This is a genomic window from Polaribacter sp. 20A6, assembly GCF_011378915.1.
Taxonomy (GTDB): domain Bacteria; phylum Bacteroidota; class Bacteroidia; order Flavobacteriales; family Flavobacteriaceae; genus Polaribacter; species Polaribacter sejongensis.
Window position 1 is genome coordinate 446,351 of sequence record NZ_WTPZ01000002.1, and the last position, 24,343, is coordinate 470,693.

Below are 24,343 nucleotides of genomic sequence, written 5' to 3' on the forward strand. Positions count from 1 at the left end.
AAATAAATTAGAAGAGAAGTCGAAAGGCTTCTCTTTAATATGAAATGATTAAAATATTTTATTTGAGATAAAACTAATAAGCATAAAAAAAGCGATACTTGAAATATCGCTCTTGGTGTAATTTTTCTAAATTTTGCTTCCCGGCTAAAAGTTAGTTAATTAAAAAGAATTTTGAGATTACTCAATCTCCTTCCATTTTGTTCTTCAAAACTACAAAATACGATTCTCTTTACCAAGTTATTTTTCTAATTTTTTAACAAGTTATATGTGGGTTATGGCCATGTTTTAGACTTGATAACGGAGTTATTAACAAAAATATAAATAGTTATTAACTCTATAATACAGAAAAACAATGGAATATCAAATTTCAATAAATCCTTTAGTAGATTTTTTTAAAGGTACAGAATCAAAAAAAAGAAGAATAATTAGAGATCAAAAAGATCCATCAATTTTTAGGGTTGGATGGTATCAAACCTCTAGAGCTTGTATAAAAAAATCTCTAATAAATAAAGGTGAAAGAGATTTCTTAATAGAAGGTATAGAGCGACTAAAAACCAAAATAGTAAGTAAGCCTCAACAAGTTGTTAATAGACAAGTTTCAATTGACGCAATGAAACGCTTTCTAGGTTTTAAAATACCTGCTTTTTTCAAAAATCATAATTTAGAAATAATTAAAGAGAAAAATGTGAAATCAACATTTATTAATAATGTTGAAGTAAAGGTTTCCCCTGATATTATTTTTATTATTCATCATAATGATACTAGATATATTGGAGCTGTTAAGCTACATCTTTCAAGTAGGAACATATTTGATAATAAACAATCAAGATTTATTGCTACAATATTGAATAAATACCTTTTGGAGTTATCAGAAAAATACAATGCAGAGGTTTTACCGGAATTGTGTTTATCCATAGATGTTTTTGGAAGTAGTACAATTTCTGCTCCTAAAGATTATAATAAATCGATAAAAGAAGTAGAGCTTATATGTGAAGAAATTAAATCACTTTGGAGAGTTGCTTAATTAAATAAAAAAAAGAGAAGTCGAAAGGCTTCTCTTTTTTTTTATTGAAGCTATTTAGAGCTTGGAGTTTATCTTGAGCTTAGTCGAAAGGCACTCGCTTTTTTTTCAGAATAAGACAAAAAAGAGCTCAAACAAATGTTTCAATCTGGGCTAAACTTGTTTGTGTGCTATTTTAGTATAAAGATTTCTCTTTTAAATCTTCATAGAGATGCTTTAAAATATCACTAAATCTCTAGTATTTTTAAGTGAACTGAAATAAGAAAAATAAATAAGTTAAAATAAAACACGTAAGAGGTTTTATTATTAAAAACCAATAGAGTCTTGTAGAAGTGATAAAAGTTTATATATCTATCTAAAATCGCTTTAAAATACAGTTTTATATACCTGTTGAGGTTTGGTTAGTGTGGTTTTTGTGCTACAGAAGTCCATTTGCTTTAATAAATGGCAATACGAGTGTAAATACCTTGCTGAATTATTACAATCAGAAAAAAGAATCCATTTTAGAAAACAAGATGTAATTATATAAAAAAAGAGAAGCTTAAAAGCTTCTCTTTTTTTATAAATAATATTTTAAATACTTACTAAAGTTTAATAAAGTCTTTAACTGGTGCAAATCTTAAAATAAGATAACCAATTATCGCAGAAATAAGCGAGCCTAAAAGAATACCTATTTTTGCAGAGCTAATAAATTCTGGTGATGTTGAAAAGGCCAAACCAGCAATAAAAATAGCCATAGTAAACCCAATACCAGCAATAAATGAAACTCCTAAAATTTGTATAAAGTGAATGTCTGCAGGTATTTGAATTAAATTTAACTTTTTTGCAACCAATATAACTAGTGGTATACCTAGTCCCTTACCTAATACTAAACAGAGTATAATATGGAAGACTAAAGCCATGTCTATATGAACAGAACTATCTATTAACACACCTGCATTGGCAAGTGCAAAAACAGGGATTATAAAATAAGCCGACCAATTGTGTAGGTTATGTTCTAAATGCTGCAAAGGAGATTGAAATTTTTTACTCCAATGCGTTAAGTTATTTACTAATTTTAATTGTTGATTAGATAGTATAGGTTCCTTTAATACAGGTGCACTTTTAATGCTATTGTAAATACCTTCTAATTGAGAAAGAAAAGTAGTTGTTTTTATTTCTTGTCTAATTGGTACAGAAAATGCAATTAAAATACCCGCAACAGTAGGGTGTACTCCAGATTTTAAGAACAATACCCAAACGATAATACCTACAACAATCATCACAAATTTAGAGTAATACCCTCTATTTGTTAATACATACAATAGTGCTATTAATCCTAAGCCTATCAATAATAATGCAACTTGAATAGATTCACTGTAAAAAACAGCAATTACTAAAACGGCTTCAATATCATCTACAATTGCAAAAGCAGTTAAAAATATTTTTAAACTAAGAGGTATACGTTTTCCTAATGTGTTTAATACAGCTAAAGAAAAAGCAATATCTGTTGCCATAGGAATTCCCCAACCTTTAAAGGTTTCTGGATTTTGATTTAAAAGCATAAATAAACCAACAGGAATAAGTGCTCCACCAACAGCTCCAAACAAAGGGAAAGCTAGTTTTTTAACTGTGTTTAGTTCTCCAATTAAAATTTCACGTTTAATTTCTAATCCAATTAAGAAAAAGAAAATAGCCATTAAACCATCATTAATCCAAAATAAAACAGATTTTTTTAATTCAAAACTTTCGCCTGAAAAACCAACTTTATATTCTAAAATAGAAGAGTAACTTTCATGAAGAGGTGAGTTTGCCCAAAATAAAGCAACTAAAGTACATATTAGTAGCAGGATTCCGCTAAAACTTTCAATTTTTACAAACTTTTGAAACGGGGTAATAAATAATTTTTTTATCATGAATAATAGCTTAATTTATAAATTTGATAATTGAATGGATACGCATCTTTTTTTAATTCATGTAAACAGCTTCAAAAACTGCTAAAGGCGCTCTTTTACCAACATTTAAAGATAATCTATTATTTTTAATAGTATAATTATCTGTTGAATTAATTGCTTTTAATAATTTAGATTCATCGGTATTATTACAAAACATTCTTGTTGAAATAATTTTTGTGAATTTAATTTTATTGCCTTTCTCTAAAATATACTCGCCATTAATAGAATTACAACCTGCAAACCCGCTAAATCTATTGTCCTTTGTTTTTAAGGTGATAGCTATTTCACGTTTTTGGTTGTCTTCCATTTTAATGTCATTTCCATATAAAGTTTTAAGTTTCCAATATTTTTCTGTAATAGCGTCGTCGTGGTCTGTTACATTTACTGACTTACAGTTTGTTATGGTAGGTAAAATTAGAATAAGAAATAATATTTTAGTTTTCATTAAAAAATTTTCATAAAAATAAGTTAAGTTGAGAACATTTTAAACTTTTTTACATTAAATTTCTCTTAATTTTTTGATAAAAAAATGTTTTTTTAATCAAAACATCACCTCAAAATAATAGTTTGTATTTTTACCAACTAAACTTTATTATTAAAATAAATGAACTGGGAACAATTACTTTCTTTAAAACGTTTTGGCGATACACAAAAACGCCCAAGAGCAACTCAAGATGAAACTCGTTTGGGTTTTGATGTAGATTTTGATAGAATTATATTTTCATCTGCTTTTAGAAGTTTACAAGACAAAACACAAGTAATACCTTTATCAGAAACAGATTTTGTACACACACGATTAACACATAGTCTAGAAGTTTCTGTTGTGGGAAGAACTTTGGGTAGAAGAGTAGGTAAGGTGTTGTTAGAACGTCATCCTAAATTAGAAGAATTAGGATATACGTTTAACGATTTTGGAGCTATTGTAGGAACTGCCTCTTTAATGCACGATATCGGAAATCCGCCCTTTGGGCATTCTGGAGAAAAAGCCATAGGCGAGTATTTTAAAACAGGTAATGGTTTAAAATATAAAGACCTATTGTCTGATAAAGAATATCAAGATTTAATAGATTTTGAAGGGAATGCAAACGGATTTAAAATCTTAACGGAATCGAGAGAAGGAATTTCTGGTGGTTTACGTTTAAGCTATGCCACACTTGGTGCTTTTTTAAAATATCCAAAAGAGAGTCTGCCAAAGAAACCTACAAACCATATTGTAGATAAAAAGTATGGTTTTTTTCAATCTGAAAAAGAAGCTTTTTTAGAAATTGTAGAAGATTTAGGGATGAAACAAAAATCTACTTCGGCAATTTCTTTTTATAGACACCCATTGGCATATTTAGTAGAAGCTGCAGATGATATTTGTTATACAATCATAGATTTTGAAGACGGAATTAATTTAGGCTTAATTGAAGAGGAGTTTGCTTTAGAATATATGATTAAGTTGGTGAAAGATACAATCGATATTAAAAAGTATCATTCTCTACAACATAAAACAGACAGAATAAGTTACTTAAGAGCTTTGGCAATTGGGGTGTTAATAAACGAAGCAGTTTCCATTTTCTTAGCAAATGAAGAAGCTATTTTAAACGGAACCTTTGAGAGGTCTTTATTAGATAGATGTAAATATGAAGCGCAAATAAAAGACATTATCAAACTAAGTGTTGCTAAAATTTATAAAAGCAAAGATGTTGTAGAAAAAGAAATTGCTGGTTATAGAATTATTGCTGATTTATTAGATGTTTTTGTCACTGCTTTAAATAATAAGTTTGATGGTAAAGAATCTAATTTTGATGATTTAGTGTTGAATTTATTACCTGAAGAATATCAAACAGAATCAACAAGTTTGTATCAAAGAATTATGCAAGTATGCAGTTATGTTTCTAGAATGTCTGATAGTTATGCGATTAGAACACATAAAAAATTAAAGGGAAATATTATTTAGAAATAATAGTGTAATATTAGAGAATATATTTTTAAAAAATTAATATGAAAAAAAAATTACTAATTCCGTTTATTGTTATTGCTGCTATTTGTGTATTTTATATCACAAATCAAAAGACTAATAATAGCGAAGAATTCATTAATATTACATTAGAAGGTAAATTAAAACCTAAAAATAAACCTAAGAACTTTAGACAGTTATATTCAATTAAAAGAGATGAATATGAGTCAAATATGCAGAAAAACCCATTAACGGGAGAGATTCCTAAAGAGGAAAAATTAAAGGAATTAAATACTTCTCTTGGGCTAATGGCTCAAAAAAAACTTAGAAAAAAGACATCTAGTACATATACATCTAGAGGTCCTTCAAATTTAGGAGGAAGAACCAGAGCTTTTGCTGTAGATATTTCAGATACATCTAGTAATACAATGCTTTCTGGAGGTGTAAGTAGTGGTTTATTTAGAACTATTGATGGAGGCTTAAGTTGGACAAAAGTAACGCCATTAGGAGAAATCCATAACGTTTCTGCATTAACACAAGATCCTAGAGAGGGGTTTCAAAATATATGGTATTACGGAACTGGAGAATGGTCTGGAAATAGCGCAAGTTTAGGTTCTGCTTATAAAGGTCAAGGTGTTTGGAAATCTATAGATGGTGGATTGACATGGAGTGTAATTCCTGGTACAGATTCCGATCATACTGTATTTGATAGTTATTTCGATTTTACAAACTCATTAGAAGTTAGCCCTATAACAGGAGAACTGTTCATAGCAACTTCTGGAAGAATTTATAGATATGATGGTGTGAGTTTAAATCAAGAATTAAAGTTAGAAGGTAATTCTACAAGTTCAACAGATTTAGTAATAACACCTAATGGTAACGTGTATGCTAGTTTTGATGGAAGTGCTTCTTTAGGAGGTGTATGGATGTCGCCTACAGGAAATGGCGTTTGGACACAAATTGCACAAAATGGTACGCCAACAGATTGGTCTGCTGCAGGTAGAATAGTTTTAGGTGAAGCACCATCTGCAGACAATATAATATATGCGTTATATGTAAACGGTAATTCAGGTGGTTTAGAGGGAGATTTATGGCAGTACAATGCTACAACAACTACTTGGACAAATTATTCATCTAAATTACCAGATGAACCCGGTAGTGATTCTGATGGAAATGACCCTTTTGCTGTTCAAGGAGGTTATGATTTGGTAGTAACAGTAAAACCAGATAATGAAAATTTTGTAACAATTGGAGGTACTAATGCCTATAAAATAGCAGATATTAGAACTGATGTTTCATTTTCTAGAATTGGAGGTTATGCAAATAACACTGGTTACTCACAATACGAAAATCATCATCCAGATATACATGTTTTAGAATTTGATCCAAACAATAATGATGTTTTTTATAGTGGTACCGATGGAGGAGTACATAAAACACTAGATATTAATGAGGCAAGTATAGCGTGGTTAAGTTTAAATAATAATTATCTTACATATCAATATTACCATGTTACTTTAGATCCTTTTACAGGAAGTAACATTATTATGGGTGGGGCACAAGATAATGGAACTACTATTGGTGGTACACATGTTGGTCTCGCTAATAATACTACAATGAACCAACTTGCTGGTGGAGATGGAGTTGCCGTTGGTCTTACAAGAAGAGATAATAATACAGCATTACAGTATTTTTTAGGGTTTCAACAAGGGGCAATTTATACAAATTATCCTGATGGCTTTAGAGAAATAACACCAAAAGATGCGCCTACGGGGGTTGATGCTCAATTTATTACTTATTACTATTTAGACCCAGACAATACGGATTACTTGTATTATGCTGCAAAAAGTAAGTTGTATAAAACCAATGCCTCTGCTGCTGTAACAGATTCTACATGGACGGATGCTGGTACTTTATCAAATGTTCAAAATTTAAGAACTTTTGCAACAACAAGAGGTACTTATTCTTCTGCTTTAAGTTACTTATTAATTGGTGGAGATAAAGGTGGAGTTTTTAAACTAAAAGATCCAAAAGATCCTACAAGCACACTTTTAGATGCTGTAGATATTACTCCAACGGGTGCAACTACTTCTTCCAATACTATTGTTAGTGATATTGCTATTCACCCAACAAACCCAGATATTGTTTTAGTAGTATATGCAAATTATGGTATTTCAAATATATTTTTAACTACAAATGCTACGGATGAATTGCCAACGTGGACTTTAGTAGAAAGAAATTTAAATGCCCATTCAATCCGATCTGCAGAAATAACGGAAGTAGGGGAAGAAACTGTCTATTTTATAGGAACTGCAAGAGGTTTATATAGTTCTACAGATCCAACAAGTGTAAACTGGGAAATGGAGGGAGAAAGTAATATAGGCTTGGCTTTAATTAGTTCATTAGCGTACCGTCCTGCAGATAATAAATTGTTAATAGGAACGCATGGTAACGGAATGTATGAAACAACTATAGAAGGTACACTTTCTACGAACTCTTATGCAAGTGCTCTTCAATTATCATTTTATCCAAACCCAACTAAAAAAGAACTTAACTTACAAAGCAACACATTAGATTTAAGCCAAAACTTAAATTATACTATTTCAGATTTAACAGGAAAGGTTGTTAAAAAAGGAGTTTTAAAAGACCAAAAAATTAATGTAGAGTATTTAAATGATGGTGTTTACCTTATAAATTTAAGTGTTGATGGTAAAAATCAGAATTTTAAGTTCATTAAAAATTAATTAAAAATATGTCTAAAATAAATTTTATTAGTTTCTGTATTTTAATTTTTTTATTAGGATGCGCAAACTCTTATAAACTAGAAAAAAAGCCCGAATTAAATATATTAGAATCTTATTATAAAACAAAAAGTTCTGGTGTTAGAGGTGGTGATTCTGGATACAGTATTTATTTAATGTTAGATGAAAACACAAATCTTGATACTAAAAATATCAAGATAAAAGGGATCTATTTTAAAGATAAATATGCTGATTTAAAAAACCAAGGATTGGGTAAATATCAAACATTTATTAAACAAGATAACAATACAGATAGCTTAGAACCAGTATTTAATTCAAAAAAATCAGTTGAGATAAAAGAAGAAAAAATTCCGTTTGTATTAAAGGATACAGAAGCTGTAATCAGTTATTTGCAAAATGAAAAAATGAAATTCTTTAAAGTAGCCTTAACTAAAAAGAAAACAATGGATTTTCCAATGTAAGAGTTATAAATAAATTTAGATTGATAAAAAAGACGCTTAATAGCGTCTTTTTTTATGTGAATACATTAAACGTACTAGCTAATTTTTCTGCATTTAAACCAAGTGTCTGTTGCAGTTTTAAAACATTTCCATGTTCAATAAAATTGTCAGGTATTCCTATCGTTTTTATTTTATGATGATAATTATTTTCTGATGCGAATTCTAAAATAGCGCTTCCAAAACCACCTTTTATCGTTCCGTCTTCAATTGTTACAATGGTTTGATGTTTATCAAAAATACGATGTAATAAATTTTCATCTAAAGGTTTTACAAAACGCATATCGTAATGAGAAAAGTGATCTGGATTTTCTACTAATTCCAAAGCCTCAGAAACATTTTTAGCAATGGTTCCAATAGATAAAATAGCTGTTTTATTTCCTTCTTGTAAACAAACTCCTTTTCCTAGTTCTATTTTTTCAAAAGGTTTTTTCCAATCGATAATTGCTCCTGTTCCTCTTGGATATCGAATGGCAATAGGTTTTTTTAATCCTAATTGAGCGGTGTACAGGATATTACGTAATTCAATTTCATTTCTTGGAGCAAAAACAATTAAATTCGGAATTAAACGCAAATATGCTAAATCGAAAACTCCATGATGCGTTGCGCCATCTTCACCAACCAAACCAGCTCTGTCTAAACAAAAAACAACAGGTAAGTTTTGTAAAGCAACATCATGTATTACTTGATCGTAAGCACGCTGTAAAAAAGTAGAGTAAATATTGCAAAACGGAATTAAACCTTGCGTTGCCATACCTGCCGCTAAGGTTACTGCGTGTTGTTCTGCAATACCAACATCAAAAGTTCTCTTTGGGTGCTTTTCTAACATGAATTTTAGAGAACCTCCCGTTAACATCGCTGGAGTTATGCCAACAATACTCTCATTTTTATCGGCTAATTCTACCACTGTTTTTCCAAAAACATCTTGATACTTTGTATATAAACTTTTGGCTATTTTTAATCGCTCTCCAGAAATTTTATCAAATTTACCAGGCGCATGATAGGTTACTTGGTCTTCTTCTGCTTGCTGTAAACCTTTTCCTTTTGTAGTAATTATATGTAAGAATTTTGGACCTTTAACATCTTTCAATCTTTTTAATTCTGATAAAACTTTTGGTAAATCATGTCCGTCAATAGGACCAGAATAATCAAAATTTAAAGCTTTTATAATATTGTTTTGAGCCGCCAGTCTTTTATCAGTTTTAACCTTTGTTAAATACTCTTTTAAAGCACCAACGGAAGGATCAATTCCAATAGCATTGTCATTTAATATAATCAATAAATTTGCCTTAGAAACTCCTGCGTGATTCAAGGCTTCAAACGCCATTCCACTTGCAATAGAAGCATCTCCAATAACCGCAATATGATGTTTTTCTGTATCTCCTTTTATATTGGATGCAATTGCCATTCCTAAAGCTGCAGAAATAGAAGTAGAGGAGTGCCCTACGCCAAAAGCATCGTATTCACTTTCTTTTCTTGACGGAAAACCTGCAATTCCACCAAATTGTCTGTTGGTATGAAAAACGTCTTTTCTACCAGTTAAAATTTTATGTCCGTATGCTTGATGGCCAACATCCCAAACCAATAAGTCATTAGGAGTGTCAAATAAATAATGCAAAGCAATCGTTAACTCTACAACGCCTAAACTAGCACCTAAATGTCCTTCTTTGGTAGCTACAATGTCAATAATAAAATCTCTCAATTCTTTTGCGAGTTGAGGTAATTGATCTTGATTTAATTTTCGTAAATCTTCTGGGTTTAATATATTGTCTAACAAATTTTTCATTCAAACGTAAAAATACAACATCAAATAGTGCGTCCGTAAAACGGGAGTTAATAAATACAAATCTATCGTAAATATTTTACTTAATTTTGATATTTATAATCAACATACATGATACAACCTTTTGACGATACCTATTTTATGAAAAAAGCCTTACAAGAGGCCGAATCTGCTTTTGATAAAGGCGAAGTTCCTGTAGGCGCAATTATTGTTTTTAAAGATCAAATTATTGCTCGAGCACATAATTTAACAGAAACATTAAACGATGTAACTGCACATGCAGAAATGCAAGCATTTACAGCTGCTGCTGATTTTTTAGGGGGGAAATATTTAAAAGACTGTGTGTTGTATGTAACGCTAGAGCCTTGCCAAATGTGTGCTGGTGCAAGTTATTGGGCGCAAATAGGTAAAATTGTTTACGGAGCAACAGAACCAGATAGAGGTTTTGTAAATTTAAAAACGACACTACATCCAAAGACAAAAGTTGTTAGTGGAATTTTAGAAAACGAATGTTCTCAGTTATTAAAGAGATTCTTTATTGAAAAACGGAATCTAAATTAATTATTGAATTGTTAAACTTTTTGTAAATAAATCTTAAAAATTTGTGAGATAATTTGTTTTAGAGAAACTTTACGTCAACTAATTCAAATTATTTTACTTCATGAAAAAATTCTTACTTTTATTCTTGCCATTTATTGTTGTTTCAACAATTTCTGCACAAGAAACTCCAACCCCTAATTATAGAGCTGCTGCTAAGTACTCGCCAAAAAACTTGGCAAAAATGGTGCACTCTACATCTGTAAGTCCGCATTGGTTAAAAAAAGGAAACCGTTTTTGGTATGCTTATAAAACATCAGAAGGTGCTAATTATTATTTAGTGGATGCAGATAAAAAATCTAAAAAAACACTTTTCGATAATGTAAAGATGGCAAAGTGGTTAACAGAAATGACTAAAGATCCATACGACGCAAAACACTTACCTCGTTTTAGTTTTAAATTTAATGAAGCAGAAGATGCTATTCGTTTTAGAGTAACATCAACAGAAGAAGTTGAAGTTATTGATGATAAAAAAGAAGAAAAGAAAGAGGTAGAAAAAGACTCTACATCAACCAAAAAAGCAAAGTCTAAAAAACCTAAAATGGAGAAAAAAGTCTACCATTTAGAGTATAAATTAGGTGGAAATGGCTTGACAATTATTGATACCATTAAGAAAGAAAAAGAAGATTGGAAAAAATGGGCAAATATTGCACCAGATAGCTCTATTGTTTTGTATTCTAAAAATTACAACTTGTATTGGATGGATAAAATAAACTTTAAAAAGTTTATTAAAGACAAAAAAGATAGTACAGTTGTAGAAAATCAATGGACAAAAGATGGTGAAGAAAATTATGCTTACGGACGTGGTTCTAGAGGAGATAATGTTGATAAAGAAAAAAACAAAGACAAAAAAAATGGTGTTGGTGGTATTTGGTCTCACGATTCTAAAAAGTTTGTTTTTCAAAAATCTGACTCTAGACATATTAAAGACTTATGGGTAATTAATTCTACAGGTAAAAAAAGACCAACCTTAGAAACCTATAAATACCACATGCCAGGAGAACAAGAATATTATAAATCTGAATTACTAATTTTTGATATTCCAACAAAATCGCACGTAAAAGTACCTTTAGATACTATTAAACAACAAAGTATTTCTGTTTTTAGAGCACCAAGAAAACAATCTAGTAGAGACGATGAGTTTAAACCTACTTTGCTTTTATCTAAAAAAGGAAAAGTATATTTCAGTGTTATTTCTAGAGATCGTAAAAAGTTTGATATAAATGTTGCTGATATTAATACAGGAGAATATAAAACTTTAATTGAAGAGCGTTTTAATACCTATATAGAAGATCGTCCTTTGATTTTATTAAATGATGAAAAAGAAATGTTGCACTGGGCAGAACGCGATGGTTGGGCACATTTTTATTTATATGATACAGAAGGAAACTTAAAAAACCAAGTTACGGAAGGCGATTATCATGTAGCTAATTTTGCAGGTTTAAATGAAAGTTCAAGAACTTTGTATTTTTCTGCAAACGGAGTTAACAAAAAACAAGATCCTTATTACGCACATTCTTATAAAATTAACTTGAATGGAACGGGAATGAAGACTTTAAATCCTGGAGATTTTACAGCAACTTCTTCTATGGCAGATTCTAATCAGTATTTTGTAAGTAACTTTTCTAGAGTAAATACCGTACCAAAATCTGAACTTATAGATGCGAACGGACGTAAAGTAATGGATTTAGAAACGGCAGATTTATCGCAGTTATTTGCATCAGGATATAAATTTCCGGAAACTTTTAAAGTAAAAGCAGATGATGGGATTACCGATATTTACGGAGTAATGTATAAGCCTTTTGATATGGATTCTACAAAGGTTTATCCCTTATTAGAATATGTTTATCCTGGTCCGCAAACGGAAGCGGTAAATAAATCTTTTTCTTTTAGAATGGATCGTGTAGATAGAATGGCGCAAGTTGGTTTTGTGGTAATTACCTTAGGAAATAGAGGGGGACATCCAGATAGATCTAAATGGTATCATAATTATGGTTACGGTAATTTACGTGATTATGGTTTGGCTGATAAAAAGTATGTTGCACAACAATTGGCAAACAAACATAGTTTTATTGATATTGAAAAAGTAGGAATTTACGGTCATTCTGGTGGTGGATTTATGTCTACAGCAGCCATGTTAGTGTATCCAGATTTCTTTAAGGCTGCAGTTTCATCTGCAGGAAATCATGATAATAATGTGTACAATTCTTGGTGGAGTGAAACGCACAATGGTGTAAAAGAAGAAATAGATGAGAAGGGAAAAATTTCTCATGTATATAAAATTGATGACAATCAATCTTTGGCAAAAAACTTAAAAGGACATTTAATGTTGATCCATGGGGATATGGATAATAACGTAAATCCTGCTGGAACCATAAGAATGGCAAACGAACTAATTAAGGCAAATAAACGTTTTAAATACATGATTATGCCAGGACAAAGACATGGTTTTGGTAATATGACCGAATATTCTTTTTGGCTAAGAGCAGATCATTTTAGTAAATATTTATTAGGTAAAGAAGCTACCGATACAGATGTTATGTATATGAATTTAGATAAACCAATGAATAAGTAAAACTATTTATTAGTTTATCAAAAGTAAAAACTCCGAATGAAAATTCGGAGTTTTTTTATGCTTTAGAGTATCTAAAATTATTTTGTTTGTTACTATTTATTCAGCATAAATGATATCACTTTTTACTGAAATTCCGTTTTCACTAAATGCTTCTATAGTAAAATAATAGGGTGTATCTCTGTCTAAAGAACGCATAAAATGTTCTGTCGTATCGTAGACTTGCCATGACTGATATAATTTATCTTTTGCAATTCCCCAACGGATATTATAACCCTGAGCACCTTTTAGGGCATCCCAAGAAAAAGAGACATCTCTACGATCTGCTTCTCTTTTTACTTTGAACCCTGTAACTCCTGTTGGCTTATCTTCAAGTCCTAATCCGAAGACTCTAAACTCGGACATTGCAAAGTTTGCTCCAGGTACTTTTATATTGTTATAACGTACATACTTTGCTTTTACAGGGTCGTCTAAAACAATGTAAGCATTTGGTGTGTCTTTTTCACTTTTACTTCTATCTACAACTGTTTCCCAATTAACACCATCTTCCGAAGTTTCAATAGTAAATTGATGTTTTAATCCTTCGGTACGTGTGTAGATTCCTGATTCATGGTCATGGAAATTCAATTGAAAAGCATTGATATTTCCTGGTTTTTGCATTTCAATGGAGATCCATTGTTTATCATCATTGGCGTCTGCAACCCAAAATGTTTTAGGATCTTCATCTGTTAATACTTTAGAAATTATTTGACCATCAGTATTCTTTTCTAAAGGTAATTCTGTGATTTCTACGGCATCATCATCAGACGTAAATTTCTTGATTTGCATTAAGGAAGAAGAGACGGTAGCAGCTCCTTTATAAGACAATAACATCCAACCATTGTGTTCTCCTGCTTTTGTAGGATGATTTGCTCCAAAACGCGGATAATCACCATAGGATGTGTTGCTATACATTAATCCGTCAGCATCAAAATAAGTAGGAAACATACTTAAACGACGCTCCCATTGTGAGTTAGAAGCAAGCGCCATGGTTGCAAAGTGCCAATATTGACCATTGGTTTGTTTTACCGTTATTCCGTGTCCTGCACCATTTGTAAATCCGCCTGGTTTAAAACTCATCGGGTTGTTTTTCATGTATTTAAAAGGTCCCAAAGGAGTGTCTCCAATATAAACTCCATCTGCATACACATTAAACTGTGTGCCAGGTGCTGCATATTGTAAATAATATTTTCCGTTGTGTTTGGTCATAGAAGCGCCTTCCATATAGCCTTCCTTTAAAGTTGGGTGAAAGTTGTTTTCTCCAAAACGTTCCCATCCATGTTTTTCTTCATCGAGGTTAAACAATTCTTTACGAACACCTGTTTCTAAAAAACGATCGTCCTTATTCAACATTTTTACTTGAAGTGGATTCACATTAGAAGAGCCCCAGTACAAATAAGTTTGTCCGTCATCATCTATAAATAATTCAGAATCTTGAATGTCTGTAGATATAGAAGCGGTTGGTGTCCATTTTCCTCCTTTAGGATCGTCTGTGTAAAGAATACTTCCGTAACCTGCAGGATTTCCAGCAAAATACACCAATGAATCCTTGTAATTAAAAGCTGTAGGTGCGTTACTACCTTCAAAAAACCATTGTTCTGGTTTAATAAAATTCCAGTTTATCAAATCGGTAGAATGCCAATAACCAAAAGAACGAGTTACAAACATGTAATATTCTCCTTTAAACTCTATAACCGCTGGATCTGCACCTGAACGGTACGATTTATTTTGCGTTGAATTATACACCATATAGGTATAATCGATATCTAATGGGTTGATATAGGTTTCAAGCCTTTTCTTTATTTCTGATGCTTTCTTGGTATCAGAAGATTGTGTTGTATTCTGATTTTTTTCATTATTACAAGAAAAAAGGAATACTAAAGTGAGTAAAAAAAGTAGTTTTTTCATGATTTATAATTTAGTGCGTGTTCAAATTAATTTTCTCTTCTGAAAATTTCATTCCCAAGTTACTAACCTAAGATTATGTTACAATCTGACAAGTAAAAACCACACAAAATAATAAGAATAGGGAGAAACTTAAAAATTATGTGTGGCATAAAATTGTTATTATTTAATTGTGATGTTTTTATTTAGTCAATTCAAACTCTTTCATCATTTTGGTGTCAGAATTTGTTCCTACAAAAACTTGAAATTGTCCTGGTTCTGCTACAAAATCTAATTCTGAATTATAGAATTTTAAATCTTCAACAGAAATTTTGAACGTTATATTCTGAGTTTCTCCTTTCTTAATTTCTACTTTTTGGAAACCTTTTAGCTCTTTTACAGGTCGTGTTATAGAACCAACAAGATCTCTTATATATAATTGAACAACTTCTTTTCCATCGTAATCACCAGAATTAGTAACCTCTACAGAAACATTAATTTCGCCGTCCATGTTTATAGAAGTGGTATCTAATTTTAAGTTTTCATAATCAAACGTAGTGTAGCTTAATCCATAACCAAAAGGATACAAAGGCTCGTTACGAACATCGATATAGTTACTTTTAAATTTCTCAAATTTACCTTCTGTATTTCCAAGAGGTCTTCCTGTATTTTTATGATTGTAAAATAATGGTACTTGACCTACATTTCTTGGAAAAGTAGCTGTTAATTTTCCTGAAGGATTTACGTCTCCGAATAATACATCAGAAATTGCTAAACCAGCTTCACTACCCGGAAACCATGCGTTAAGTATAGCAGGTACATTTTCATTTTCTTCCACTAAAACTAAAGGTCTTCCTGTAAATAATACTAAAACAACAGGTTTTCCTGTTTTTAACAAAGCATTCAATAAGTCTTTTTGAACTTGTGGAATACCAAGATCAGTTCTACTACTACTTTCTCCACTTAATTCGGCAGATTCTCCAATAGTTGCTACAATAATATCAGACTTCGCAGCAATTTTAAGAGCTTCATCTAACAATTGTTTGTCTGTACGTCCATCTCTAGGAATCCCTTTTCCGAACATAGTAGCACGTTGTTCTAATTCTAAGTCATAATCGATGTTACTTCCTTTTGCGTATAGCATGGTTGCTTTATCGCCAATAACCTCTTTTAATCCGTCAAAAACAGAATTTGATTTTTCTTGATCTGTAGCTACACTCCAAGTTCCAGCCATATTGTTAGCTGCTTTTGCTAATGGACCAATTAAAGCAATTGTTCCAGATTTTTTAAGCGGAAGTAATTGATCTTCATTTTTTAGCAATACCATAGATTCTGCAGAAACTTTACGTGCAAACGCTTTGTTTTCTGGTGTAAAAATTTCTGTTTTAGCTCTATCAAGATCACAATATTTATAAGGATTGTCAAATAAACCTAATTGGTATTTTGCTGTTAACATACGTTTTACCGCAGTATCAATTTCATCCATGGTTACCTTACCATTTTCATAAGACTCTTTTAAAGTTTTTATAAAAGCAGCTGGAATTGAAGGAGAATCTCCTGCCATATCCATATCTACACCTGCTTTTAAAGCTTGTTCCGAAACTTGATATTTATCTCCAACACCATGTGCTATCATTTCATAAATACCCGTATAATCAGTTACTACAAAACCATTAAAACCCCAATCGTCTCTTAATACATCTGTAAGTAACCACTTGTTTCCAGTTGCCGGAATTCCGTCTATTTCGTTAAAGGAAGCCATTACAGAACCCACTCCAGCATCTACTGCTGCTTTGTAAGGAGCTAAGTATTCATTATACATTCTATTACGGCTCATATCAACAGTGTTGTAATCTCTACCTGCTTCAGAAGCACCGTAAAGTGCAAAGTGTTTTACACAAGCCATTAAGGTGTTATTTGCTGATAAATCATCAGATTGATACCCATTTACCATAGCTACAGCAATTTTACTTCCTAGATAAGGATCTTCTCCATTTCCTTCAGAAACGCGTCCCCAACGTGGGTCTCTAGAAATATCAACCATCGGAGAGAACGTCCAGTTAATTCCGTCTGCACTTGCTTCTGTAGCTGCTACTCTTGCCGTTTTTTCAATCATTTCCATATCCCAAGAACTAGAAAGACCTAAAGGAATTGGAAACGTTGTTTTGTAACCATGAATTACGTCCATTCCAAAAATTAGAGGAATTCCTAATCTACTTTGTTCTACAGCAATTTTTTGAACTTCATAAATTTTTTCAGCAGTTTTAATATTGAATAACCCACCAACTTTACCTTCTTTTATACGTTCCCCAACATCAGTTCCTTTGGCTGTTCCTGTTGTTATATCTCCAGAAGTTGGTAAATTAAGTTGCCCAATTTTCTCATCTAAGGTCATCAGTTCTAGAATTGAATCTATTTTTGACTCGAATGGATTTTCTGCTGTTGCTTTAGAACTTGTACCTGTATTATTGTTAGAATTACAGCTCGAAAAGATCATTGCTATAATTAGAATACCTGTTATTTTTAGAATAGATTGTTTTGTCATTTTTTTTATTTTGAATTAGAGAAAAGCCATGTTAATAATTCTGGTTCTGCTAAAGCAGGATCCCAGCTGTTGTGATTTGCAAAATCATAGAGTGTAAATCTTGGAAATCCGCCATTTTTAAGAATTGCAGATACCATATTTACTGATAAATTCGGGTCTACAACATCATCTTTTGCTCCATGAAAAACCCATAAAGGTATAGATTTGGCATATGCTGATACCGTTTTTGGATGTCCGCCTCCGCAAATAGGAATGGCTGCTGCGAACATTTCTGGTTTTCTATAGATAATTTCGAAGGTTCCCATACCTCCCATAGATAAACCCATTACATAAACTTGATTGGTTTTTACATATGGTTTTTCTACCATTTCATCCATCAAATTCATTACCAAACCCATTGCTTTGGTTGGTGATTTCTTGTATTTATATTTAAACGTAATTGGTTTTGTAGATCGATCTGCTTTTAACTTAGCCCAATAATCATTTTCTGGACATTGTGGAAAAATAACGATTGCAGGAAATGAATCTCTTGTCGTTTCATTTAAAAATAAATCGCTACCATTTGCTAACTGTTTTTTATTATCGTCGCCTCGTTCTCCTGCTCCGTGAAGAAACAATACCAACGGATATGTTTTGTTTTTAGAAAAGTTTTTAGGCAATAATACTCTGTATTTAAGCGTGTCTTTCTGAACAATATGTGTTTTGTTTAGAAACAAACTTTCAGACTTTTTTAATTGCTGTGCGCTCATTAAAAAAGACATCACAAAAACTAAAAAGAGTGTTGTTATAAGTGTTTTTAGCTTCATTTTTCTTACTTATTAATAGGTGAAACCAAGTGCATCTAAACCATTTTGTACATCACTATTTTTCATGAATAATCGCCATAACAAACCTGTTCTGTGATTTTCTATCATTATAGGAATAGGACCTTGATCTATTGCAAGATATTTTTCTATGTACCAATTATCTTCAAGACTAAAAGCATCATAAGGGCCGTATTTACCAACAAGACTATCGTGATTTTTATAAATGTTTCTTAAAACATTCATGCTTTCATTTGGTGTATATGGAAAAGAAGATAATGCTGCAGTTGGTGAAATTACACCAAGATCATCACCCGGTCTATGTCCATGATAACCATCTATGGAATAGCTAGAAGTTAAGCCCCAAAGATCCTCTCCGTATCCTTTAAAATTAAGTGGATTATCGACTGCGTATTTGTAATGAATTTTAGCTTGATTTTGTGTTAGTGTCCAATAATTTGCATATTGATCTGATAAATTTCTAGGATCTAAACCTAAATAGGAGTAATGCGCCCAAAATAAAGGTCCAACCAAATCGGTGTCATTATAAAAATAGTTTAAAACGATGTTTTCATCATAATAGGTTTTATTAGAAACAATAGCACCATTTTTAGCCCATCCCTGATCATAAACAGATTTTGTAATTGGGTGTGTTGGTGATGCTACAGCAAGCACATACATAATTAAACATTCGTTATAACCTTGAACAGGTAAGTTCATGTCCCAACCATATTCTGGCGACCAATGCCAATACAAAACATCTTCTCCGTTTTTGGTGTACCAGTCCCATTCTACAGTTCTGTAAAGATTATCGATTTTAGAAACCAATTCTTTTTCCTCTACAGTATTGCCATCAAAATATTCAGAAACCGTTAATAAACCTTGAATAAGAAAAGCTGTTTCAACCAAATCTCCTCCATTATCTTTTTCGCTAAAAGGCTGTACTTTTCCTGTTTCTCCGTTAATCCAATGTGGCCAAGCACCATGAAAACGATCTGCTTTATCTAAAAAATTTACTATTTTTTGAAATCTTATAAGCGCTGCTTCTCTCGATATAAATCCTCTTTCAATTCCTACTAAAATAGCCATCAATCCAAAACCACTTCCTCCAGTAGTTACGGTAGTTTTAGGCGATTCAAGATACACATTATCCATATGTATTCTTTCGAGTGCCAAACCTGAATTAGGTTCTGCTCCTTCCCAAAAATAATTGATAGTTTGCTCTTGAATACGATCTAAAAGAGCATCATCAGAAATAAAGTTATCCTCTACAACGGTATCTGTAGTAGTTTCTTCTTTTTGCTTATTACAACCAAATAGAGCTAGTGATAGTATACTTATTAATAGAAAATTACGCATATATAACATGTTCTTAAATGATACATTAAATTTCAGCTATACTTAAATGGTAAGTATAGCTGAAAATTTAGATTACTCCCACCCTGGATTTTGTGTCATTCCTGGAGTTTGTATTAATTGATTGTAAGGAATTGGAAACAATTCGTGTTTACCAACAACAAATGTTTTACCATCTGCAGCCATTGCTTCTTTAGCTTGTCCCGTTCTAACAATATCAAACCAACGATCGTGTTCCATCGCTAATTCTAAGTGTCTTTCTTTCCAGATTTGTGCTACTGTTGGATTGCTAATAGAAGGTAAATCTACTCTGCTTCTTACTAAATTAAGAGGTGTTGCAGCATCTTGACCAATATATGTTGCCGCTTCCGCTTTTATTAATAAAATTTCTGCATAACGAAGTATTCGTATGTTTTTATCGCCATCGTCAGATCCTGCAGAAGCAGTAGAATATGCTTTTTCATTATACCTAGGGTTCTCAACTTCAAAAACTTTACGACCATCCCATAGTGTTTCACCTTCAAAAATAATAGAAGCATTCATTCTAATTAGATCACCTTCTGCTTCGAATGCTTTTACAAGTGTTTCAGATGGATTGTTATATCCCCATCCCCAACCGTCAGCACCTCTGGCACCTTGAGTTTGAGAATATTGTTGCACACCATGAGCTATAGATTCTCCTCTAGCTTGCACCTCAAAAATAGATTCGATACCATTTTCTGTGGAAGCTCTCCATAATTCTTCATAATTTGGATGCAATCCATATTCTCCAGAATTAATAACATTTTCTGCCATGTCATATGCTTTTTGCCACTCTTTTTCATAAAGGTAAACTTTAGATAAAAGTGCTTGAGCAGCTCCTTTAGTTGCACGACCTAAATCTTCTGAAGCATACTTACTTTTAAGAGGTAATTTTTCTATAGCGTCTAATAAATCTGCTTCTATATAAGCGTATACATCTGCTACAGGTTGTCTTTCAACTAAATCTACATCTTGTAATGGTACAGCACCAAAAGATCTTACTAGCCAAAAATAATTTAAAGCTCTTAAAAACTTCGCTTCACCCACTAATCTGTTTTTTACGTTTTCATCTGTTAGACCATAATTTTCTGTATAATCTATAGCAATAGTCGCTCTGTTTATAGATTTATACCAATTTTGCCACATAGAAAGAATTGAACCTGCACTACTTGTATAGGTTAAGGCATCTAATACGTCTTTATCACCCCCAGTATCGGTAGAAGAACTACCTTTATCTGAATTGTCAGATATAATTTCTGTTATTCCAAGATAAGAAAAAGCATAATCCCATTCGGTTAACATACCGTAGGTACCATTTACCATTTCTTTAGGCGTTACTGTTTCAGTATCGTCTTGCTCTAAACGATCTTTACTATCAACATTTAAATAATCTTCACTACAAGAAACAGTAGTGAAAAGCAGTCCTATAGCAAATAGAATCTGTATATTTTTAATATTATTTTTCATGATAATTATTTTTTAAAATTTTATAAATCGATGTTTACACCAAATAAGAAGGTTTTAGTGTTTGGGTATGCAGAAAGTTCTATTCCTGCTGCTCCACTTGCTCCTGCAGAACCAGATGAACCAACTATTTCTGGAGTAAAACCAGAATATTTAGTAAACATAAATGGGTTTTTAGCAGTTGCATAAACTCTAATTCTAGAAACTTGATTCATTAGCACCGGTAAAGTATAACCAATGGTAATATTGTTGATTCTTAAATAATCTCCATCTTCTAAATAATAACTTGATGCATAAGAGTCTTTACCTGCTCCTGGGTTTACATTTGTAGATCCTTCGCCTGTCCATCTATTTGCAAATGTATCATACGCTATGTTTTCACCACCGTCTATGCTCGTTCCTTTTAATCCATTATAAATTTTATTTCCTCCAGCTCCGAAAGCATCAACAGCTAAGTCAAAACTTTTATAGTTTAAACCTACATTAAATCCGAAGTTGTAAGTAGGAATGTAAGAACCGAAGAATTTTTTATCATTATCATCGATAACACCATCGTTATTTTGATCTTTATAACGTAAATGTCCTGGAGATGGAGTACCGTAATGTGCATTGTTATTTATTTCATCTTGGTTTTGCCAAACACCATCTGCTTCGTACATCCACCAAGCATAAATAGGTTGTCCTTCTTGTAATTTCTTTGTGATTTGACCGTTAGATAAACTACCTCCGGTTTGACCATCATAAGCTGATTTTACATTCTCAACATTATTTTTATTATCAGAAAATACAAAACCTAAGTTGTAAGATAAATCTTCAGTGATATTATCTCTCCAGTTAAATTCTATTTCATAACCTTTGTTTAGTACCTCAGCTCCATGATCATAATAATTGGTTCCTTCACCAGAAGTGTAAACAGGAGTTACATTTAGAATTGCATTTTCTGTGTTTCTGTTGTAGTAGTTAAAACTACCAGTTAATCTTGAGCTATATGCCTGAAAATCTAAACCAATGTTTGTTTCTTTAGTAATTTCCCAAGAAATAGGGTAGATAGAAGCGCCTAAAGCTGCACCGTACACTAAATCTTGATTCGCCCCAAATACGTAATTTACATTACTACTTCCGGTAGCGGTTGAATAAGTTGAGACATTAAAAGGAACATCTGAATTCCCTAATTTACCCCAACCTACTCTCATTTTTAAGAAATTTAAGTTTTCTATATCACTTAAAAATGATTCTTTAGTTAACACCCAACCTGCACTAAAAGAAGGGAAGTTTCCAAAGTATTCTGTATTATTATCGTTATTGAATGTACTTATACCATCTCTACGAATATTTGCTTGAAGAAAGTATTTTTCATTGTAGTTATATTGCAACCTTCCATAATACGATAATTGATTTGTAGGCGTAGATGAACTTTGTTGTGACGTTTGTTCATAATCTTCAGAAGCAAAGTTGATGTTCCAGTATTGTTCTTTTTCTGGTACATCATAAGCAAGTTGATAAGTGTTAAACGTATTGTTTTTACTTCCTTTTGTAAGACCTGCTACCACATTAATGCTGTGATTGCCTATTATTTTGTCGAAGGTTAAATAATTATCCCAGTTGTATCTATAGCTTTCAGATCTGCTAAAAGATAAGTTGTTATCTGCATATGCTGTAGTTGTTGGGTTTGCTTCTTTTAATGCGTTAAAATCAGCCTCATTTTGCCCTGTATTTGTAGTTAAATATTGAGACTTGATATCATTAAAAGATCTTGATTTGTAGTACGATTTAGTAGCTCCAAAACGAGAGTTGGCTTTTAAAGAACCTGTTATCTTAACCTCTAAATCAAAAGACCCTTGTAAATCTGTGGTTTCGTCTTTTTGATTGTTATAATATACGGTTGCCAAAGGGTTACCTATAGAGTTTAAACGGCTGTTACCTTGGTAACCAACAATTCCTGTATTCGTATTCCAGTTAGATTGACCAAAAGCACCATTATCATAGTACGCAGGTACTAATGGAGATTGTCTGTATGCTTCATTAAAAGCATTAAAAGGTTTTGGAGTTTCTTTTGAAATTGCAGCACTAAAGCTTTGCGTCAATTTTACAGTGTTTTCAAAAAGATTGAAGGTATTGTTAGATCTTAACGTATTTCTGGTTAAGTTTTGATCTTTTAAAAGTCCATCCTCATTGTAATTATTTAAACTAAAGAAATAATTTGTATGTTCATTAGCTCCTGAAATAGAAACATTATTACTATTAGATAATCTAACATCTGTTAACTCATCATACCAATCTGTATCATTTGCTTGGTTTGTAGATAATAAATCTGTAGAACCTAAAGATGTACGAACCTCATTAAAATAAGTAATGTACTCTGAAGCATTTGCCATTTTTACTGGGTTAAGCATACTCGTTGCTCCGTAGTAAGAACTTAATGAAACTTTAGCTTTTCCATTCTTCCCTTTTTTGGTTGTAATAAATATAACACCGTTTGCAGCATCCATACCATAAATGGCAGCTGAGGCAGCATCTTTCATAACATCCATTGTTTCAATATCAGAAGGGTTTATGTTACTAATACCACTTACTTGTATACCATCTACAATATAAAGAGGTGTAGTACCAGATGCGGCAGTACCTAATCCTCTAATCATTACTACAGGGTCACTACCAGGTGCATTGGTATTAATAATATTTACACCAGATAATTTTCCTTGTATAGATTGTGTTGCGTTTGCCGCTGGTTGTTTTAATAAATCATCTGATTTAATACTAGAAACAGCACCTGTAAGATCTGATCTTTTTTGGGTACCATAACCAATAACTACAATCTCATTTAGAGATTCCACGTCATCTTCTAATGAAATATCGATAACATTTTCATTATTTACTGTTACTGTAATTTTTTTAAAGCCAATGTAGCTAAATGTTAATTGTTCACCTTTATTAACGGTAAGAGCGTACTTTCCATCAAAATCGGTTGAGACTCCGTTGCTTGTTCCTGCTACAGCAACGCTTACTCCTGGTAAAGGAGTACCTCCATTTTTACTTGTTACAATACCATTTATTTCCATTTCTTGTGCAAAAGCACCTAATGAAAAAAACAGTATTAATAATAGACTAATCTTTGTTTTCATA

The 24,343-nt window shown here is 31.9% G+C and carries 15 protein-coding genes; 6 read left to right on the forward strand and 9 right to left on the reverse strand.

Going from position 1 to position 24,343, the window contains the following annotated elements; translation table 11 throughout:
* Positions 1 to 352 precede the first annotated feature (352 nt).
* Positions 353 to 1,024 (forward strand): hypothetical protein, encoded by a 672-nt coding sequence (locus tag GQS57_RS05775; RefSeq protein ID WP_165731626.1) that lies wholly within the window; start codon positions 353 to 355, stop codon positions 1,022 to 1,024.
* 581 nt (positions 1,025 to 1,605) lie between these two features.
* On the opposite strand, the gene nhaA is transcribed toward GQS57_RS05775, so the two are convergent.
* Positions 1,606 to 2,916, reverse strand: coding sequence for a Na+/H+ antiporter NhaA (nhaA, locus tag GQS57_RS05780; protein ID WP_165731627.1), 1,311 nt, complete (start codon positions 2,914 to 2,916; stop codon positions 1,606 to 1,608).
* A 52-nt stretch (positions 2,917 to 2,968) separates the two neighbouring features.
* Complete coding sequence (locus GQS57_RS05785) at positions 2,969 to 3,400, reverse strand: META domain-containing protein (protein WP_165731628.1); 432 nt, start codon at positions 3,398 to 3,400, stop codon at positions 2,969 to 2,971.
* A 159-nt stretch (positions 3,401 to 3,559) separates the two neighbouring features.
* Between GQS57_RS05785 and GQS57_RS05790 the strand changes: the two genes are divergently transcribed.
* From GQS57_RS05790 to GQS57_RS18830, 3 genes are read left to right on the forward strand one after another with little or no spacing between them, the layout of a single operon-like run.
* The gene (locus GQS57_RS05790) at positions 3,560 to 4,897 is read left to right on the forward strand and encodes a deoxyguanosinetriphosphate triphosphohydrolase (protein ID WP_165731629.1); all 1,338 of its coding nucleotides are present in this window, start codon (positions 3,560 to 3,562) and stop codon (positions 4,895 to 4,897) included.
* A gap of 44 nt (positions 4,898 to 4,941) precedes the next feature.
* A complete protein-coding gene (locus GQS57_RS18985; protein WP_240915440.1) occupies positions 4,942 to 7,641 on the forward strand; it encodes a T9SS type A sorting domain-containing protein in 2,700 nt (899 codons plus the stop codon).
* An 8-nt stretch (positions 7,642 to 7,649) separates the two neighbouring features.
* Positions 7,650 to 8,120 (forward strand): hypothetical protein, encoded by a 471-nt coding sequence (locus tag GQS57_RS18830; RefSeq protein ID WP_205860216.1) that lies wholly within the window; start codon positions 7,650 to 7,652, stop codon positions 8,118 to 8,120.
* A gap of 52 nt (positions 8,121 to 8,172) precedes the next feature.
* Here GQS57_RS18830 and dxs read toward each other — a convergent pair whose 3' ends face one another.
* Positions 8,173 to 9,942, reverse strand: coding sequence for a 1-deoxy-D-xylulose-5-phosphate synthase (gene dxs / locus GQS57_RS05810; protein ID WP_165731630.1), 1,770 nt, complete (start codon positions 9,940 to 9,942; stop codon positions 8,173 to 8,175).
* A 108-nt stretch (positions 9,943 to 10,050) separates the two neighbouring features.
* On the opposite strand from dxs, the gene GQS57_RS05815 reads away from it, so the two are divergent.
* Together GQS57_RS05815 and GQS57_RS05820 are read left to right on the forward strand one after the other, a co-directional pair.
* On the forward strand, positions 10,051 to 10,500 hold the full coding sequence (locus tag GQS57_RS05815; RefSeq protein WP_165731631.1) for a nucleoside deaminase: 450 nt from the start codon (positions 10,051 to 10,053) through the stop codon (positions 10,498 to 10,500).
* 100 nt (positions 10,501 to 10,600) lie between these two features.
* Positions 10,601 to 13,111: a prolyl oligopeptidase family serine peptidase gene (locus tag GQS57_RS05820; protein WP_165731632.1), complete on the forward strand. Its 2,511-nt coding sequence runs from the start codon at positions 10,601 to 10,603 to the stop codon at positions 13,109 to 13,111.
* 96 nt (positions 13,112 to 13,207) lie between these two features.
* Here GQS57_RS05820 and GQS57_RS05825 read toward each other — a convergent pair whose 3' ends face one another.
* The 6 genes from GQS57_RS05825 to GQS57_RS05850 all read right to left on the reverse strand — a co-directional run bounded on the left by GQS57_RS05825 (position 13,208) and on the right by GQS57_RS05850 (position 24,342).
* Positions 13,208 to 15,055 carry a family 43 glycosylhydrolase gene (locus GQS57_RS05825; RefSeq protein WP_165731633.1) on the reverse strand — a complete coding sequence of 616 codons (1,848 nt, stop codon included), beginning with the start codon at positions 15,053 to 15,055 and terminating at the stop codon, positions 13,208 to 13,210.
* Between the two features lie 178 nt (positions 15,056 to 15,233).
* Positions 15,234 to 17,576, reverse strand: coding sequence for a beta-glucosidase BglX (gene bglX / locus GQS57_RS05830; RefSeq protein WP_205860217.1), 2,343 nt, complete (start codon positions 17,574 to 17,576; stop codon positions 15,234 to 15,236).
* A gap of 5 nt (positions 17,577 to 17,581) precedes the next feature.
* Entirely contained in the window at positions 17,582 to 18,382 is an 801-nt protein-coding gene (locus GQS57_RS05835; protein ID WP_165731634.1) for a prolyl oligopeptidase family serine peptidase, read from the reverse strand.
* A gap of 12 nt (positions 18,383 to 18,394) precedes the next feature.
* Positions 18,395 to 19,738 carry a glucoamylase family protein gene (locus GQS57_RS05840; protein WP_165731635.1) on the reverse strand — a complete coding sequence of 448 codons (1,344 nt, stop codon included), beginning with the start codon at positions 19,736 to 19,738 and terminating at the stop codon, positions 18,395 to 18,397.
* Positions 19,739 to 19,810: 72 nt separating this feature from the next.
* A complete protein-coding gene (locus GQS57_RS05845; protein WP_165731636.1) occupies positions 19,811 to 21,223 on the reverse strand; it encodes a RagB/SusD family nutrient uptake outer membrane protein in 1,413 nt (470 codons plus the stop codon).
* A gap of 20 nt (positions 21,224 to 21,243) precedes the next feature.
* Positions 21,244 to 24,342, reverse strand: coding sequence for a TonB-dependent receptor (locus GQS57_RS05850; RefSeq protein ID WP_165731637.1), 3,099 nt, complete (start codon positions 24,340 to 24,342; stop codon positions 21,244 to 21,246).
* Position 24,343: the final 1 nt, after the last annotated feature.